Raw genomic sequence first — 16,078 nt, 5'->3', positions numbered from 1 at the left:
CCTTGAGGACAGCGCAACTGTGAACGGCGCAGCCTGAGGGGTTAGGCGCAGAGGGCGGCTCGATGCAGTCGGCGGGGTGGGGCGGAGTCAGCGGAGGCTGAAGACCTGCTTCTTGACCTTCGCGCCCCTCAGCGCGGCCACGTAGGTGCCGGGGCGGGCGCGGACTGCGCCCTTGCAGTCGCGCCGGCGGTCCCAGACGACGTCGTCGACGTAGGGGATGCCGCGCCGGAGGGTCGCCTTGGGCGCGTCGCCCTTGCGGCACTTGGTCGACGACCAGACCCGGTCCGCGCCGGAGGTGATGCGAACGTCCAGCGACCCCGGGTCGAACGCGCATGACCCTTCACCGGTGCTGACGACCGTGACCCGGAACTCCGGCCGCTCGGACCCCGCGTAGACGTCCTTCACGGCGGACATGTTGACCACGAGGTCACTCCGGTCGCAGGGGCCGCCGTCGGCGCGCTCCGGCGCGGGCGTGGTCGTCGTGGTGACGGTGACCGTCGGCATCGCGCTCGGCGGCGGGGCGCTCGTCCGCTCGGCCGCGCCCGCGTCACGACCCGGCTCATCCTGCCCGGCGCCGCCGGTGCCGCCCTGGCACGTCCAGGCCAGCAGGCCGACGGCCCCGAGAACGCCTGCCAGGGCCCACACGCGCCGCCGCCAATATCGGTCGAGTCCAGAACCATCCTGGTCACGCTCAGTATTCGACCCCATGCGGGCAGTATGCATTCACCGAACCAGGAAGAGCGGGCGACCCGCCGCGTGCCACAATGGCGGCGCGCCATGAACATCGACTCCGCCTACACCGCACCGATCCTCGACTGGTACGACGCGAACGCGCGGGACCTCCCGTGGCGGGCACCGGACGCGACCCCCTGGGGCGTCCTCGTCAGCGAGATCATGCTCCAGCAGACCCCGGTCTCCCGTGTCCTGCCCGTATGGGAAACCTGGACGACCCGCTGGCCGACGCCCGCCGCGCTCGCCGCCGAACCGTCCGGCGAGGCCGTCCGCGCGTGGGGCCGGCTCGGCTACCCGCGCCGCGCGCTGCGCCTCCACGAGGCCGCCCGCGCGATCACCGAACGGCACGGCGGCGACGTCCCCTCCTCGCACGCGGACCTGCTGGCGCTCCCCGGCATCGGCGCCTACACCGCCGCCGCCGTCGCCAGCTTCGCGTTCCGGCAGCGGCACGCCGTCCTCGACACCAACGTCCGCCGCGTCCTGGCCCGGCTGCTCTCCGGCGTCGAGTACCCGCCGAAGACGCAGACCAAGGCCGAGATCAAGCTCGCGGAGAGCCTCCTGCCACTCGACCCACCGACCGCCGCCCGCTGGGCCGTCGCCGTCATGGAACTGGGCGCCCTGGTCTGCACGGCCCGCTCGCCCCGCTGCGTCGACTGCCCGGTCATCGACAGATGCACGTGGCAGCTGAACGGCCGCCCCGCCTACGACGGACCGCCGCGCAAGGGCCAGACGTACGCCGGCACCGACCGGCAATGCCGGGGCCGCCTCCTGGCCGTCCTGCGGGACGCCGAGGAACCCGTCGAGAAACCAGCCCTCGACGTCGTCTGGTCCGACGCCGTCCAACGCGAACGCGCCCTGGACGCCCTCATCGCCGACGGCCTGGTCGACCCCCTAGAAGACGGCCGCTACGCCCTCCCCGCCTGACCAACCCAGGTTGAGCCGCCGCCCCCAGGAGAACAGGCGGCAGGATTCTGATCCGCCGGCCCTCTAGGGAAGCGGGAGGCCGGATTCTCGGGCGCGGATTTCGGAACGGACGAGTTCCAGAAGGCGGCCCACCCAGTTGCGGCCTTTATCTCCGCGAGTGATCCAGTGGTCGGATTCGACTCCGCCGTACCCGATCGGCGCGTCGCCCGTGCCGAGCAGGATCTTCGCCAACTCTGGGTGCTGCGCGTATTTCGCGCGGAGGAGTCCGGCCATCACCGCCGTCCTGGCCTGCGCCCATCCCTGGACGCGGGACGCCTCTTCCGCGATCTTCTGGGCGTCGTAGGGGCGTTCGGCCGCGCGAACCTGCTCCCGGACCTGGGAATCCTCGGCGGACAAGGCCCAGTAGGCATGGGTGACCGATGGGTAGAGGACACCGCCGACCTCGATCGGGGCCGGGTAGTCGTTCTGCAGGGCGTCGATCCCCGGGTCGTCCGGCCACCCTCGCGGAAACACGCGCCCGCCTAGATGAATGGTTCCGCCCGGAGCCTCCTGCGGGTCATCCGCCGACCGTTTCGACGCGTATTCAACGCGAGCACGAGCCTCTTGGGCGAAGTACTCCAGCGCCCATTCCCGCATGGCTTCGGTGACCACGTCATCGTCGAACCAGCCACCGATGGGCCGCTCATCGATATCGGTGCACAGGTAGACCAGCGGCCGGTCCTTGTTGTCCATGTCACCGAGCGCATAGTGGCGCTTGTGCGCGGGGATCTCCAGGTACGCCTCGCGCAGCGCCAGCCGGTCGGCCTCGTTCCGCGACTCCAGGTACCGGTCCAGCGCGGCCAGGCAGCGGTCGGTGGAATCCGGACGGTCGTTCAACTTCTCGATGTCGTCGGCCACCTCCCCCAGCAGCATCTCCGGGGTGAGGCCGAACCTCGGATCGGCGGCCTTCCACCGGCCCAGCTCGAACGCGCTGATCTCACCGCCCTCGGGTACCTCCGTCACCACCCAGCCGTCTTCGAGCTTCTCCCGGAGACCCTCCAGGTCGACCCACTCCCAGCAGCTGATGGCACCGTCCGCGAACACCAGAAGGTTCGTGAGGTGGTACGTGAAGTTGTGAATGAAGACGGGGCGCGCGATGCCCTCGATGCGCTGCCCGTCCTCCATCCGGTGGATCCGTAGCAATACGGGAACTCCTCAATCCTCTTCCAGCGGAGCGCCGCCGTTCGACCGCCTCCGCCTCAGCTGGTGACCCGGCGCCACACCGCGGACTCCGCGTCCGGTCGATCATGGGTCGATCCCCCGAGGCCGGTCAACGAATATTCGCTCGTCAGCTCCGGCCTCGGGCTCGTACCGTACGCCAGTGCGCGATCTGCTGACCCTGCCCAAAGCCCACCTGCACGTCCACCTTGAGAGCACCGTGCGCCACGGCACCCTGCGTGAGATCGGTGCCGCCAACGGCGTGCAGGTCCCCGACGACGTCGGCGCGTTCGGCGACTTCGCCTCCTTCTTCGCGCAGAACGACCTGGTCCGCGCCTGCCTGCGGCGACCCGATGACTTCCGCCGCATCGCCTACGAGTTCTGCGAGGACGAGGCTGCTCAGGGCGTCCGGTACGCCGAGGTCTCGTTCACGGCCGCCGCCCATGGCGAGCGCCTCGACGATCTCGGCATGCCCCTGGCGGCCGTCCTGGAGGGCCTCGACGCGGGCCAGGAGGCCTTCGGCATCGAGTGCCGCCTGATCCTCGACCACTCCCGCCGCCGCTCCGTCGAGCGCGCCTGGCGGACCCTCGACCTGGCCCGCCGCCATGACCGCGTGGTCGCCGTCGGCCTCGCCGGCGACGAGGCCCACTCCGGCGACCCGTTCACCGAGGTCTTCGCCGCCGCCCACGACGCCGGACTCCACGTCGTCCACCATGCGGGCGAGGGCGAGGGCCCGGCCAGCATCCGGCAGGCGCTGGGACCTGGCCGCACCGAGCGCCTCGGCCACGGCATCCGGATCCTGGACGATCCCGACCTGGTCGCCGAGGTGCGCGAACGCGGAATCCCCCTGGAAGTCTGCCCGTCCTCCAACGTCGCCTTGGGCTTCGTCCCGTCCTTGGACGCGCACCCCCTCCCCCGCCTCCGCGAGGCCGGCCTGCTGGTCACCCTCAACACCGATATCCCCGCCCTGATCAACACCCCTCTCGCCACCGAGTACGCCCACGTCCGCACGACCTTCGCCTACGACGACGCCGACCTGGCCGACCTGGCCCACGCCGCCGTGACCGCCTCCTTCGCCCCAGCCCAGACCAAGAAGACCCTCCACGAAGCAATAGGAACCTGGCTCGCCACCCCACTCCCCTCGCCGTAGCCCCCGCCCCAGCGCCGGCGCATCGCACACGCTGATCGCCAGCCCGGACACCAAACCTTCGCGGCGGCCGCAGCATGGTCATTGGCACCCACCCCAGTCGGCGCCGCAACCCCGCAACAACCTGAAGGGCCGCGATCGCGTCCGAAGGCAGATTCGAGCGAAGCAAGAACCCGATCGTGAAGCGAGCCCCTGGCCGAGCCGAAGCGATGCCGGCGATCGCAAGCAGTGCCCGACGACGGAGGGCCCTCAAGGCCCGCAGCAGGACAGCACTGCGATAAAGCTGCCATCAGACGCAGGGCATGAGGCTGGACCTGCGGATCTCGCGGAGGAAGGGGTCTGTGTCGTCTCGCCACTGGGCCAAGGAGCGGACTACCGCGTGGACCGGGAGCCCCAAGCGGGCTGCCGCCTCCTGGGCGGTGTCGAAGGCCGCTTCGGGCGGAAGTTCGCCGATCACCAGGACTTCGACGTCCACGGGTGAGGTGCCGGGGACGCCTTCGTAGCGTTCCGCCCAGGGGCCGAAGAGGTAGAGCTCGCGGACCGCCGGCAGGCGGCCGAACTCGTCGGCCACCACGGCGGCGGGACCGAAGGTGAGCATCAGGAGCCTGGCCAGCGGCTCGTAGAGGGGGCTCTCGGCGTTGCGTGTCACCATGCGTCCGGCCAGGGTGCGGCGCAAGGTGAGGACATCGGCTCGGGCCAGCCGCTCCACCTCGCGCATGACGGACGCGAGATCGCTGCGGAGCATCACGGCCAGGTCCAGCATCGAGATCTCGCCCTCGGGGCCGAGCAGGAGTCGGGCGAGCAGTTCGCCCTGAAGCCGCGAGCGGAAGATCGGAGGCGGGGCGGGGGACCGCGCCCGCGCGTCCCCGAGGGCGGCTCGGCCCCGCCGCCTGAAGCTCGCCGTCTTCGAATGCATGTTCGAATTCTAGGCTTCGACTCTGACAGTCCGCGGTGCCGCCGAGGCGAGCGGGTGAGGTGTTCGGATGGCGGTGAGTGTGGTGCTTCAATCGCATGCCGGCCTCCCTGAAGTCACGTCCAGAGTTCACGACAGCGGCCAAAGCGCGAGACCGAACAACGTTCTGTGGATAAGCCCAGCGACCGAACGGACCATCTACAACTGGACCTCTCAGCGGCGAGCCACCTCAGGGGCTTGTGCGACCTGGCAGAGTCGGCAGACCGATGACGTGACCGGGAGAAAGTGGCCGAGCGGGCGCTCTACGCGGTTGAAACGGAGCTGGCCAACGTCATCTAAGTGAAAGCCGCCCCAGACGGCGGCGCCCACGGCCTCGGCCTGCCGGCACAGGGCCGCCTGGTCGCCCGGCTGGTCAACGCCTCCGCAACAGGTTCCAGGGCATCCCTTCTCGAACCCTCGGACGGACCACCCGCACCAGGCGTCCCAGCCGCCCACGTGGGGGTTGAAGAGCGGCTCTGTCCACGGCGACAGGCCAATGCTGCTGCCGAGAAGAGAGGTAGAGCGGATGGCTTCCGGGGCCGACACAGCCCCGGGACGCTGTCACCCGATGAAAGTCGGCCAGGACGCATCCACGGCCTACGGCCTGTTTCGCGACAGCATCCAACCGTCCACCTCGGAGGCCCACGGATCATTCGCAACTGAGCGCCCCCGGTGGTGGGGTGGCCCACATGCGGCTTGTAGAGCGGCTCAGTCTGGAACGACGGGCTGATGCCGGCGCCGCGGGCACAGGGCAGAACCGGTGGGGCCTACGAGGCCGAGAAAGACCAGGACGTTGTCATCCGACTGGGGGAGTCGGGCCGAGACGGCACCCACACCCCCGGCGCTCCACAAACCCCCGCGCGCTCCACCACCCCACAACCTCGGCGCACTCCGCGAACCCGCAGCCTCCCAGCCGCACTTTGCGGACCCGCAGCCGATCAGCGCACTTCGCGGACCCGCAGCCTCAGCCCACTTCGCGGACCCGCAGCCTCTCTGCGTTTCGCGTGTCCATGACTGCGATGTGTTTGACCGCGCCCACGGCCTCAACATGCTTCGCCGCCCACCTCAGCCACCGGCGCAACCACGCGACGACCCGGGGAACCGCGATCGCGTCCAAAGGCAGGTTCGAGCGAAGCAAGAACCTGATCGCGCAGCGAGCCGCAAGGCGAGCCGAAGCGATGCCAGCGATCGCCAGCAGTGCCCGACGATGGAGGGCCGCCAGGCCCGAAGGAGGAGAGCACTGCAATGAACACAGCCCGCGACAGCGTGGCTGTCGCGGGCCGTGTTCGTGGGACGTCAGTCCTTGTTGAAGTTGACCGCGCCCTCGATGGGGGGCGGGCTGTCGGGGACGGTCGACGGCTTCGGCACGCCCTTGAAGGTGAACTTGGCGTTCTCGGCGGTGTCGGTGTTGTCGGGGTCGAAGCCCTCGGTGCCGACGATGACGATCTGGCCGGGCTTGAGCTCGTTGTAAAGGATCTTCTCCGACAGGTTGTCCTCGATCTCGCGCTGGATGGTGCGGCGCAGCGGCCGCGCTCCCAGCACCGGGTCATACCCGCGGATGGCCAGCAGGTCCTTGGCCTCCTGACGCAGCTCGATGCCCATGTCGCGGTCATGGAGCCGCTGGTCGACCTTGGCGATCATCAGATCCACGATCTGGATGATCTCCTTGGGCGTGAGCTGGTGGAACACCACCGTGTCATCGACGCGGTTGAGGAACTCGGGCCGGAAGTGCTGCTTGAGCTCCTCGGACACCTTGGCCTTCATCCGCTCGTACGAGCCCTGCTCGTCGTTCTGCCGGGCGAAGCCCATCGACACGCCCTTGGAGATGTCCTTGGACCCAAGGTTGGTCGTCATGATGATCACGGTGTTCTTGAAGTCCACCACCCGCCCCTGGGCGTCGGTCAGCCGACCGTCCTCCAGGATCTGCAGCAGCGAGTTGAAGATGTCCTGGTGCGCCTTCTCGATCTCATCGAACAGCACCACCGAGAACGGCTTGCGCCGCACCTTCTCGGTCAGCTGACCGCCCTCCTCATACCCGACATAGCCGGGCGGGGAGCCGAACAGCCGCGACACCGTGTGCTTCTCCATGAACTCCGACATGTCCAGCTGGATCAGCGCGTCCTCGTCACCGAACAAGAACTCCGCCAGCGTCTTGGACAACTCGGTCTTGCCCACCCCCGAAGGCCCCGCGAAGATGAACGACCCGCCCGGACGCTTGGGATCCTTCAACCCCGCCCTGGTGCGGCGGATCGACTGCGACAGCGCCCTGATCGCGTCCTCCTGACCGATCACGCGCTTGTGCAGCTCGTCCTCCATCCGCAGCAGCCGCGTCGACTCCTCCTCGGTCAGCTTGAACACCGGGATCCCCGTCGCGGTCGCCAGCACCTCGGCGATCAACTCATCGGTGACCTCGGCGACCACGTCCATGTCGCCGGCCTTCCACTCCTTCTCCCGCTGCGCCTTCTGCCCCAGCAGCTGCTTCTCCGAATCACGCAGCGCCGCGGCCTTCTCGAAGTCCTGCGCATCGATCGCCGACTCCTTGTCACGCCGCACATCAGCGATCTTCTCGTCGTACTCGCGCAGGTCCGGCGGCGCGGTCATCCGACGGATCCGCATCCGCGACCCCGCCTCATCGATCAGATCGATCGCCTTGTCCGGCAAGAACCGATCCGAGATGTAACGATCGGCCAGCTGCGCCGCCGCCACCAGCGCACTGTCGGTGATCGACACCCGGTGATGCGCCTCGTACCGGTCCCGCAACCCCTTCAGGATCTCGATCGTGTGCGACAACGACGGCTCGGCCACCTGAATCGGCTGGAACCGCCGCTCCAACGCCGCGTCCTTCTCCAGATGCTTGCGGTACTCATCCAGCGTCGTCGCACCGATCGTCTGCAGCTCACCCCGCGCCAGCATCGGCTTCAGAATCGACGCCGCATCGATCGCGCCCTCCGCCGCGCCCGCACCCACCAGCGTGTGCAGCTCATCGATGAACAAAATGATGTCACCACGGGTCCGGATCTCCTTGAGCACCTTCTTCAGACGCTCCTCGAAATCACCCCGATACCGCGACCCCGCCACCAGCGCACCCAGATCCAGGGTGTACAGCTGCTTGTCCTTCAGCGTCTCGGGCACCTCACCCTTGACGATCTTCTGCGCCAGACCCTCCACCACCGCGGTCTTACCCACACCCGGCTCACCCACCAGCACCGGATTGTTCTTGGTACGCCGCGACAGCACCTGCATGACCCGCTCGATCTCCTTGTCCCGGCCGATCACCGGGTCGAGCTTGCCCTCACGGGCGGCCTGCGTGAGATTGCGACCGAACTGGTCCAGCACCAGCGACGTCGACGGCGCCGCCTCCGACGGACCACCCGAAGCCGCCGGCTCCTTGCCCTGATACCCGTGCAGCAACTGGATCACCTGCTGCCGCACCCGGTTCAGATCCGCACCGAGCTTCACCAGCACCTGCGCCGCGACACCCTCACCCTCACGGATCAACCCCAACAGGATGTGCTCGGTCCCGATGTAGTTGTGACCCAGCTGCAACGCCTCACGCAGCGACAACTCCAAGACCTTCTTGGCCCGAGGAGTGAACGGGATATGCCCCGACGGAGCCTGCTGCCCCTGACCGATGATCTCCTCGACCTGCTGACGCACAGCCTCAAGACTGATCCCCAGGCTCTCCAGAGCCTTCGCGGCAACCCCCTCACCCTCGTGGATCAGACCCAGGAGGATGTGCTCGGTGCCGATGTAGTTGTGGTTGAGCATCCTGGCCTCTTCCTGAGCCAGAACGACAACCCGCCGCGCGCGGTCGGTGAACCTCTCGAACATCTCGTCGCTCCTCACAGAGCGGTTGGGCAGAGTCCGGAACGTCCGGAACTGTCCTTCCGCATGCTAGCCCGCCCCGAGGAGGCCGCCCGGTGCACTCCCACCAGGAGACGTTCCCCAGCTATGCGCTGTTCAGTCTCATCCAACTACCGCATCGGTGCGTCATGTTCCCGCTACGCCCCAAGCGAACGAGGGGCTTTCCGCAGGTCGGTCAAGGCGCGGGCCGAGAGTGCCGAATGTGGGTGGAGTTTCCACCCGCGGGCCCTGTGTACCTCACGGCGGACACGCCGAACCGCAGCGACGCTACGCCACAAGCGAACGGCTCTTCGCATCGATCCGGCGGGCTGTGAATCCGCCCCCGAAGGCGCGGCGGTGACGAACGGCGAAGGGCTCGCTCTGCGAGCGACTCACGGCGCGAACGTCGAACGGCCCGCCTCGCGAACGAAGACGGGCCGCCGGCGGTGCGGGCGGGTCAGTTGGCCGCCTCGTACTGCTCGATCACGTGAGCCGGGATGCGGCCGCGCTCATTGACCTTGATGCCGTTGTTCTTGGCCCAGGCGCGGATCTCGGCACTGCGCTCGCGGCTGGACGCGCCGCGCTGCCGCCGGCGGCGGTTGACCGTGCCCGCCTTGCGCGACTTCTCGACGAACGGCTGCAGCGATTCCCGCAGCTTCGTCGCGTTGGCGCCACTGAGGTCGATCTCGTAGGAGGCGCCGTCGATCGAGAACGCTACGGTCTCGTCCGCCTCGCCACCGTCGAGGTCGTCGACGAGAAGCACTTGAACCTTCTGTGCCATGGGGACAGACCTTTCAGCTTGAGCAAACTCCAATCGAGTGCCAAAGATATACCTAGAACTTCGCGGATGACAATTCCAGCATCCACCGTGAACCGGCTCTCACACGAAGTCGCCTTCCTGCCCGTGACCGGCTGTAATCAGCCTCATCGTTTCGGGTGGGCGCGACCCCTCGGACGACACCTGGATCCGGTCCCGGTGTCCATGAATTTCCAAGCTCCGGCGACGCGCCCGGGTTTTCAGGCGTGACCGGTGTCACGGCCTGGCGGCCTGACCTGCACTTGCGTACGCGCATTGGTCCGGCGGCCCCGGCCGCGCGGCGATTAACCCTCCGTATCGCCACTAAGCGCGCCCGCAGCGTAATACGCAGCCGACCCCGGCGCCTGATCAACGCCCGGACCGGGGGATGTCGACGAATAACGGCGGAGGGTCCGGCATCGAAATCTGTTGCCGGGGCCGGGCGCGAGTAGTCCGCGCCCAGCTCAGGACGCCGATGGGTCACGGCCGACCGCGATCGCTGCAAATCGGGAGATTTGGACACAATCCCACCGCCTGCCCCAGTTCTTCGACCCGGCGCCCGAGTCTGGAGCAGGGCCGGCCTCCGACTCCACGCCGCTCGTCGGCATGCCGCGCGAAAGGTCCGTTCCTAGTGCGGGAGCATGCCATCCGAAGTAAGTCCACGGCCGCCGACAAGCGGCCGCGTTCTGGTCACAGCAACAGCATCGGAGGGAACTGTCAAAGCGGAGGCGACGTCCGGGACGCGACAGATCCCACCGGTTTCAGGACCGTAACCGGAACGAGCGGGCATATGCCGTCGACACCCTGGACGTCCGGAAACAGGTGACCATCTCGACGAAAACATGTATGGCGCATGCGAGTGGACCGGGGCACGCGTCCGCCCGCGCACCCGAGTGCGCGGTATCGGACGGGTGTTATCGGACCCCCGCGAGCACCTCCCGGCGCGGCGGAGAGTGCCTCAGAAGGCCGAGGATTCGGGCCGCGGGCGTTTTACCACGAGCGTCCCGGCGAGCCTGTCGTGAACGGCCTGGCGGCGAACGCCCTCGAACACGGCCCCGGCGTTCACGACCCAGAAGATGCTCGCGAGCACGCCGAGAACCGGAATCGGACGGAGCCCGATCGGCACCGAATAGACGGCGGCCCGCAGGACGCAGTGCAGGACGTCAGGACGCACGGTCGCGCCCGTCGTCACCGCCTCCGGCTCGGCCGCGGTCTCCTCGGGCCTGGGAGCCGCCACGGGCACGAATCCGGGCACGGAGACGGGGAAAGCCGACACGCCGCCGAGCCCGGCGCCCCCGTCCGCTCCCCCAGCTCCCCGTGGCGCCGCTTCAGGCGCCTCCTGAGCCGTCGCCGCGACCACTTCGATGCCCGCGACGCGCTTGCCCAGCGTCCGGCCCCAGAGGGCCAGCTGGATCGCTTCGTACAGCAGCATGCATCCGGCCACGGCGGTCGGAGCGATGACGTCCGCCGTGTGCCCGGATACCAGTTCACGGACGGCGAGAACGACGGGCACGCCCACGACGAGCGTGTCCACGACGCGCGCCAGGAGCCTCTGCCCCGGCTCGGCGAGCGGTGCCGCCATCGTTGCCTTAGCCCGCGTACTCGGAGTACTCGGAATCGTCATATCCGACCCGCTCGTCTATGACGAGCGTGCCGGCAAAGCGATCGTGCAGCGACTGATGCAGAGGCTGGTCCCAGATGGCCCACAGGTAGGCCATCAGCGCACCGGCCCAGACCAGCACCATCCCGTAGGCGGCGTAGTCCCACACCATCACGGCCAAGACGAGGAAGAAGAAGACGCCGAGCTGGTAGCCGACGTGGGTGATCCCGGCACGCCAGACAGCCTGCGTCGTGGTGATGGGGCTGCCCGCGGGCCTCGCCTGTACGACACCCAAGCCCAGGACGCGCTTCCCCAGCGTCCGTCCCCACATGGACAGCTGCACGGCCTCGTAGATGAACGGCAACACGGACAGGACGCAGAAGAGGGTGAAGATAATGGGCCAGTTCCACACACCCCCCTCGTCCTCCGTCTTGCTGCCGGGCTTGCCCAGGCCGAAAGCGCCGATCGTCACCGGCAGGACGAGGGCGAACCCGAAGACCGCGACGAGCGCGTTGTCGATGATGCGCGCACCCGCACGACGGTGGATCGGCGCCAGGACCGGGTCACCGCCGTCGTCGTAGGAGCCGTAGTCGTCGTAGGCGGGCTGCTGGTTCCACTGCTGCTGTTGCGTCTGCCATTGCTGCTGGGGCTGCTGGTCCCAGTGCTGCTGGGACGGCTGCTGCTGTGGTTGCTGCCACTGAGAACCTTGGTACGGAGGCGGCGGGCCGTAGGAACCCGGCCCCTGCTGGGGCCGGTAAGGCCGCCCGCCGTGGGGGGAATCGCTCATTTGGGTCAGTCCTCCAGGCGAAGCAACATCCGGGTGTTGCCCAAGGTATTGGGCTTGACCCGATCGAGGTCCAAGAACTCTGCCACGCCTTCGTCGTAGGAGCGGAGAAGTTCCTCGTACACCTCTGGCGCCACCGGAGTCCCCAGGATCTGCTGGAAGCCGTGGCGGGCGAAGAACTCCACCTCGAAGGTAAGGCAGAACACCCTTCGCACGCCGAGTTCACGCGCGTTCTCCAGGAGGCGGGTCACGATCCGGTGCCCGATCCCCCGTCCGCCGCACCCCTTGTCCACGGCGACAGAACGGACCTCCGCGAGGTCCTCCCACATGACGTGGAGGGCGCCGCAGCCGACGAGCGGCCCGGGCGTCCCGTGCTGGATGTCCTCGGCGACCCAGAACTCCTGGACGTCCTCGTAGAGCTTGACCGTCGACTTCTTCAGCAGGCGCCGCCCCGACCCGGCGTACAGGTCGACGAGCCTGCGGATCTCCTGGACGTCGGCGGTGCGAGCCCGCCGGATCACGACTTCCACAAACAGGCGAGATTATCGAACGCCGCGGACCGTCCGGGAGACGCCCTCCGCCGGCGGGCGCCGAGCACCGCGCGCAAGTGACTAGATAAAAGCGACTAGGCACTCGCGGGGACGGCGGAAAAGTGAGGCAGAACACAGGAGGCGAGGCGCGACCCGTCCGGCGTTTCGCTCGTTCACCGCGCCGCGCGACCTGCGAATTCGCATGTTCTGGTTGGCATCCAATGCGGGGTCCGTTAGTGTCCATCGCTGACGTCGGCCCACCGCGAGGACGGGGGCCGCACCGCCGAGTCCCACGGGTCGCAACCAGCTGCCCGAGGAGCCGGGGACCCACTTTCGGAGCGTTTCGGGGGATCGCCCTGAGCGTCCGAACGCGAGGGGTGAATCCGCATTCGCGGGCGATCGGTTCGCTCGCGGGCGCGGACGGGCTGCTCCGGCCCGAACCCGTCAGCCGACCCGGTGGGCGGCTGAGGAGAGGAGTATTCGTGAAGCGATCGCGGCATGCTTCCCTTTCACACTTCCGTGGGCGCGCGGTCATCGTGGTCGGCGCGCTCGCCGTCGTCTCGGCCGCCCCGCACGCGATCGCCCCGCAAACGATCGCCGTCGCGCACGCCGACCCCGAGCCCTCCGCCAAGGAGCTGCGGACCAAGGCGCTCAAGCTCGCCGACCAGCTGGAGCAGCTCACCGAGCAGTACAACGGGCTGAAGGTCCGGCTCGCGCAGTCGCAGCGCGCCGCCAAGGTCGCCACGGAGAACGCCAAGCGCCAGGAGAAGACGCTGGAGGCGCTGCGCCAGAAGGTCGGTTCCCTCGCGGCGACGAGCTACATGCAGGGCGGATCCGACCCCGCGGTGTCGTTCGTCGCCTCCCAGGACCCGCAGTCCATCCTCGACCAGGCCGCGACGCTCCACTACTTCGCCAAGCAGGACAGCACCCAGGTGCTCGGGCTGATGCAGGCCATGCAGTCCGCGCAGCGGGCCCGCAAGTCGGCCGAGGCCCGCGCCAAGCAGGTGAAGGACCTGAAGACGCAGCTCGACTCGCAGCGCACGAAGGTCACCGACGCCTACGAGAAGATCCGCGGCAAGCTCGTCGACAAGGACCCGAGCCAGCTCGCCAAGCTCCCCGTCATCGGCACCGGCAAGGCCGCGCAGGCGCTCCGGTACGCGATGAGCAAGATCGGCCGGCCGTACGTGTGGGGCGCCGCCGGCCCGACCACCTTCGACTGCTCCGGCCTCACGATGTGGGCCTACAAGCAGGTGGGCATCAACCTGCCGCACTACACCGGCAGCCAGTGGAACGCCGGCACGCACGTGTCGCGCGGCGACCTGCAGCCGGGCGACCTCGTCTTCTTCTACTCCGACCTGCACCACATGGGGATCTACGTCGGCGGCGGCAAGATGCTGCACGCCCCGCACACCGGTGACGTCGTGAAGATCGCTTCCATGGGCGGACGCCCCTTCGCCGGCGGCGTCCGAGTCGCCTAACCCCTTCCCCGCCGATCCCCCTCACACTCGCCGCCCGCGCCGCTCGGCCCGTCGGACGGGTCGAGTTCGTGGTGGGCGGGGTGGCCCGTCGCGTCGATCGAGCCCGTCGCACCGTTCGGCATGAGGTGCTGGTCGATCGCGGGGCGCGCTGACCGTGAGCGTCGCGGGGGTGGGCTTACCGGAGGCCGGGCGGGGCTGTCAGGACCGAAAGCCGTCCGCGGCGACGCCTTCTGCAGGGACCTACCTGCCAGGGCGCGGGCGCCGCCGCTGCGGGGTCGGACGGAATTCGGACGTGCCGCCGTTTCTCCGGATGACGCTCGCCGTCCCCTGGCGAGCGTCGGGGGTGCATCGCTAGATGAGCTGCCTCCGGGCCGCCCACACCACGGCCTCGATAGGGGTGTTGACCTCCAGCCGGTCGCAGATCGTCCGCAGCCGGCGCCGCAAGGTCCGAGCGCTCAGTTCCAGCTTGCGTGCCGCCACATCGGCGGTGACACCGCTGGCGATCTGGGCGAGCAAGCGGATCTCTTCCTCGCTCAGCCCGTAATCGTCGGTGCCACGACGTGCGAGTGTGGCTGTTTCCACTCCGTCCTCCCTCGTCCGTGGTGATGACCGCGGGGATGCAGCCGTCCGCTGCACAGGCACGGGTTGGGCCTCGATCTGTACGCGCGTTGGGTTGCCGGGTCCGGACCCTTCCGGACTTAGATCATCGGATTCCTCTTCTGTCTCGCGTGCTTGGCCGGAGGTGGCCGCATGGCCGATTGCGGGGGTGTACGGGGGAACTCCGGGTGACGATTCACTCGTTGGCCTGCCGAAGGAGACGGGATGTGATCGCCAGCCATCCACCCGTCCCCCCTCGCCGAACCCACCGGTCCTCGCGCTGAACGAAGATCGTGAATCGTTTCAAGCTACGCTTCGGCTCGGAACGCTAGGCGGCCGGATCCGGCCCGTCAAGCGCCGGTCAAGAGCGCTGCGTGCCCGATCGCTCACCATGTGTGACCGTGCATTCGGCGCCCCGCCATGCCAAACTCCACTACCTGGGAAAACGCCCATGGAGCGGGACGAGGAGCGAGTTGCCACAGACCAGTATTCGTGAGGTCGCGAGGCGTGCTGGGGTCTCAGTTGGGACCGTTTCGAATGTCCTAAACCGGCCAGATCTCGTGGCCGAAGCTACCCGTGACCGCGTCCGCGCGGCGATCGAGGAGCTCGGATTCGTCCGCAACGCGTCCGCGCGGCGGCTCCGCACGGGCCCCGAACGGACCGCGGGCGAGTTCGGCGATCAGCCGCGCCGGGCGTTCGGCGTCCTCGTCGAGGACCTCGCCAACCCGTACGCGACCGACGTCGCGCGGGGCGCCGAGGCCGCGCTCAACGCGGCGGGCCACGACGCCCTGTGGCTGTCCAGCGACCATTCCGCCGACAAGGAGCGCCGCCTGCTGGCGCTGCTCGCCGACCAGAACGCCGCCGGGGTCCTCGTCATCCCGGTGGGGATCGGCCCCCGCGACATCTCCCGGCTGCGCGCCGCGGGCATGAGCGTGGTGCTGATCGACCGGGACGCCTCCGACGCGTGCTCCGCCCAGGTCGACCATGTGGCGGGCGGTGAGGCCGCAGCGGCGTACCTGCTCGGCATCGGACGGGAGCGCATCGCGTTCGTGACCGGGACCCCCGAGCCCCAGCCCTGCGTGGAGCGCCGCGACGGGGCCGCCCGCACGATCGCCGCGGCGGGTCTCGGCAAGCCCCCGGTCCTGACGCAGGACGCCCTGAGCCCGGCGGAGGGGCAGGCCGCGGCGCACCAGATCATGGCCATGTCGCCGGTGCCCGACGGTGTGTTCTGCGCCAACGACCTGCTCGCGATCGGCCTGATCAACGAGCTGACCCGGCTCGGCGTCCGCGTCCCCGGGGACATCGCCGTGATCGGCTACGACGACATCGAGCTCGCGGCGAGCGCCGCCGTGCCGCTCACCACGGTCCGCCAGCCGCGCCGCGAGCTCGGCTGGGAGGCCGCCGAGCTGGCGATGGCCGAGATCGGCGAGGGCAAGGCCCACCAGCACCGCCAGGTCGTCCAGCGGCCCGACCTGGTGATTCGAGAAAGCGCTTAGCG

The 16,078-nt window shown here is 68.8% G+C and carries 13 protein-coding genes and 1 riboswitch; of the genes, 4 read left to right on the top strand and 9 right to left on the bottom strand.

The features are described 5' to 3' along the window. Nucleotides 1-87 precede the first annotated feature (87 nt). Entirely contained in the window at nt 88-645 is a 558-nt protein-coding gene (locus ACQEU6_RS32850; RefSeq protein ID WP_499337062.1) for a hypothetical protein, read from the bottom strand. Between the two features lie 132 nt (nt 646-777). On the opposite strand from ACQEU6_RS32850, the gene ACQEU6_RS32845 reads away from it, so the two are divergent. Next, nucleotides 778-1,656 carry an HhH-GPD family protein gene (locus ACQEU6_RS32845; protein WP_499337060.1) on the top strand — a complete coding sequence of 293 codons (879 nt, stop codon included), beginning with the start codon at nt 778-780 and terminating at the stop codon, nt 1,654-1,656. Between the two features lie 63 nt (nt 1,657-1,719). Here ACQEU6_RS32845 and ACQEU6_RS32840 read toward each other — a convergent pair whose 3' ends face one another. Beyond that, complete coding sequence (locus ACQEU6_RS32840; RefSeq protein WP_499337058.1) at nt 1,720-2,820, bottom strand: NADAR family protein; 1,101 nt, start codon at nt 2,818-2,820, stop codon at nt 1,720-1,722. 196 nt (nt 2,821-3,016) lie between these two features. On the opposite strand from ACQEU6_RS32840, the gene add reads away from it, so the two are divergent. Further along, nucleotides 3,017-4,003 (top strand): adenosine deaminase, encoded by a 987-nt coding sequence (gene add, locus ACQEU6_RS32835; RefSeq protein WP_499337056.1) that lies wholly within the window; start codon nt 3,017-3,019, stop codon nt 4,001-4,003. Nucleotides 4,004-4,289: 286 nt separating this feature from the next. Here add and ACQEU6_RS32830 read toward each other — a convergent pair whose 3' ends face one another. From ACQEU6_RS32830 to ACQEU6_RS32805, 6 genes are all read right to left on the bottom strand, one after another. Further along, on the bottom strand, nt 4,290-4,916 hold the full coding sequence (locus tag ACQEU6_RS32830; protein ID WP_499337054.1) for a hypothetical protein: 627 nt from the start codon (nt 4,914-4,916) through the stop codon (nt 4,290-4,292). Nucleotides 4,917-6,248: 1,332 nt separating this feature from the next. After that, nucleotides 6,249-8,783 carry an ATP-dependent Clp protease ATP-binding subunit gene (locus ACQEU6_RS32825; RefSeq protein WP_499337053.1) on the bottom strand — a complete coding sequence of 845 codons (2,535 nt, stop codon included), beginning with the start codon at nt 8,781-8,783 and terminating at the stop codon, nt 6,249-6,251. A 469-nt stretch (nt 8,784-9,252) separates the two neighbouring features. Continuing rightward, a complete protein-coding gene (locus tag ACQEU6_RS32820; protein ID WP_089316904.1) occupies nt 9,253-9,576 on the bottom strand; it encodes a histone-like nucleoid-structuring protein Lsr2 in 324 nt (107 codons plus the stop codon). A gap of 973 nt (nt 9,577-10,549) precedes the next feature. Next, complete coding sequence (locus ACQEU6_RS32815; protein WP_499337052.1) at nt 10,550-11,173, bottom strand: RDD family protein; 624 nt, start codon at nt 11,171-11,173, stop codon at nt 10,550-10,552. Between the two features lie 7 nt (nt 11,174-11,180). After that, on the bottom strand, nt 11,181-11,978 hold the full coding sequence (locus ACQEU6_RS32810) for an RDD family protein (RefSeq protein WP_499337051.1): 798 nt from the start codon (nt 11,976-11,978) through the stop codon (nt 11,181-11,183). 5 nt (nt 11,979-11,983) lie between these two features. Beyond that, a complete protein-coding gene (locus ACQEU6_RS32805) occupies nt 11,984-12,505 on the bottom strand; it encodes an amino-acid N-acetyltransferase (protein WP_499337050.1) in 522 nt (173 codons plus the stop codon). Between the two features lie 271 nt (nt 12,506-12,776). After that, a riboswitch (cyclic di-AMP (ydaO/yuaA leader) is annotated at nt 12,777-12,984 on the top strand. 3 nt (nt 12,985-12,987) lie between these two features. Between ACQEU6_RS32805 and ACQEU6_RS32800 the strand changes: the two genes are divergently transcribed. Beyond that, complete coding sequence (locus tag ACQEU6_RS32800; protein ID WP_499337049.1) at nt 12,988-13,983, top strand: C40 family peptidase; 996 nt, start codon at nt 12,988-12,990, stop codon at nt 13,981-13,983. 351 nt (nt 13,984-14,334) lie between these two features. Here the strand turns inward: ACQEU6_RS32800 and ACQEU6_RS32795 are convergent, their stop codons facing one another. Next, nucleotides 14,335-14,565: a LuxR family transcriptional regulator gene (locus ACQEU6_RS32795; RefSeq protein ID WP_499337048.1), complete on the bottom strand. Its 231-nt coding sequence runs from the start codon at nt 14,563-14,565 to the stop codon at nt 14,335-14,337. Nucleotides 14,566-14,954: 389 nt separating this feature from the next. Here ACQEU6_RS32795 and ACQEU6_RS32790 point away from each other — a divergent pair, with 389 nt between their 5' ends. Beyond that, on the top strand, nt 14,955-16,076 hold the full coding sequence (locus ACQEU6_RS32790; RefSeq protein ID WP_499337047.1) for a LacI family DNA-binding transcriptional regulator: 1,122 nt from the start codon (nt 14,955-14,957) through the stop codon (nt 16,074-16,076). Nucleotides 16,077-16,078: the final 2 nt, after the last annotated feature.

This window comes from Spirillospora sp. CA-108201, assembly GCF_050936235.1.
In the GTDB taxonomy this organism is placed as follows: Bacteria; Actinomycetota; Actinomycetes; order Streptosporangiales; family Streptosporangiaceae; genus Spirillospora.
The sequence above is the reverse complement of the archived record's forward strand: the minus strand, read 5'-3'. Positions and strand labels throughout refer to the sequence as shown.

Excerpts from the sequence above, each read along its gene's own strand:
- ACQEU6_RS32840 (WP_499337058.1), bottom strand. The coding sequence starts at position 2,820 with ATGGAGGACGGGCAGCGCATCGAGGGCATCGCGCGCCCCGTCTTCATT.
- ACQEU6_RS32810 (WP_499337051.1), bottom strand. The coding sequence starts at position 11,978 with ATGAGCGATTCCCCCCACGGCGGGCGGCCTTACCGGCCCCAGCAGGGG.
- ACQEU6_RS32820 (WP_089316904.1), bottom strand. The coding sequence starts at position 9,576 with ATGGCACAGAAGGTTCAAGTGCTTCTCGTCGACGACCTCGACGGTGGC.
- ACQEU6_RS32845 (WP_499337060.1), top strand. The coding sequence starts at position 778 with ATGAACATCGACTCCGCCTACACCGCACCGATCCTCGACTGGTACGAC.
- ACQEU6_RS32830 (WP_499337054.1), bottom strand. The coding sequence starts at position 4,916 with ATGCATTCGAAGACGGCGAGCTTCAGGCGGCGGGGCCGAGCCGCCCTC.
- ACQEU6_RS32825 (WP_499337053.1), bottom strand. The coding sequence starts at position 8,783 with ATGTTCGAGAGGTTCACCGACCGCGCGCGGCGGGTTGTCGTTCTGGCT.
- ACQEU6_RS32815 (WP_499337052.1), bottom strand. The coding sequence starts at position 11,173 with ATGGCGGCACCGCTCGCCGAGCCGGGGCAGAGGCTCCTGGCGCGCGTC.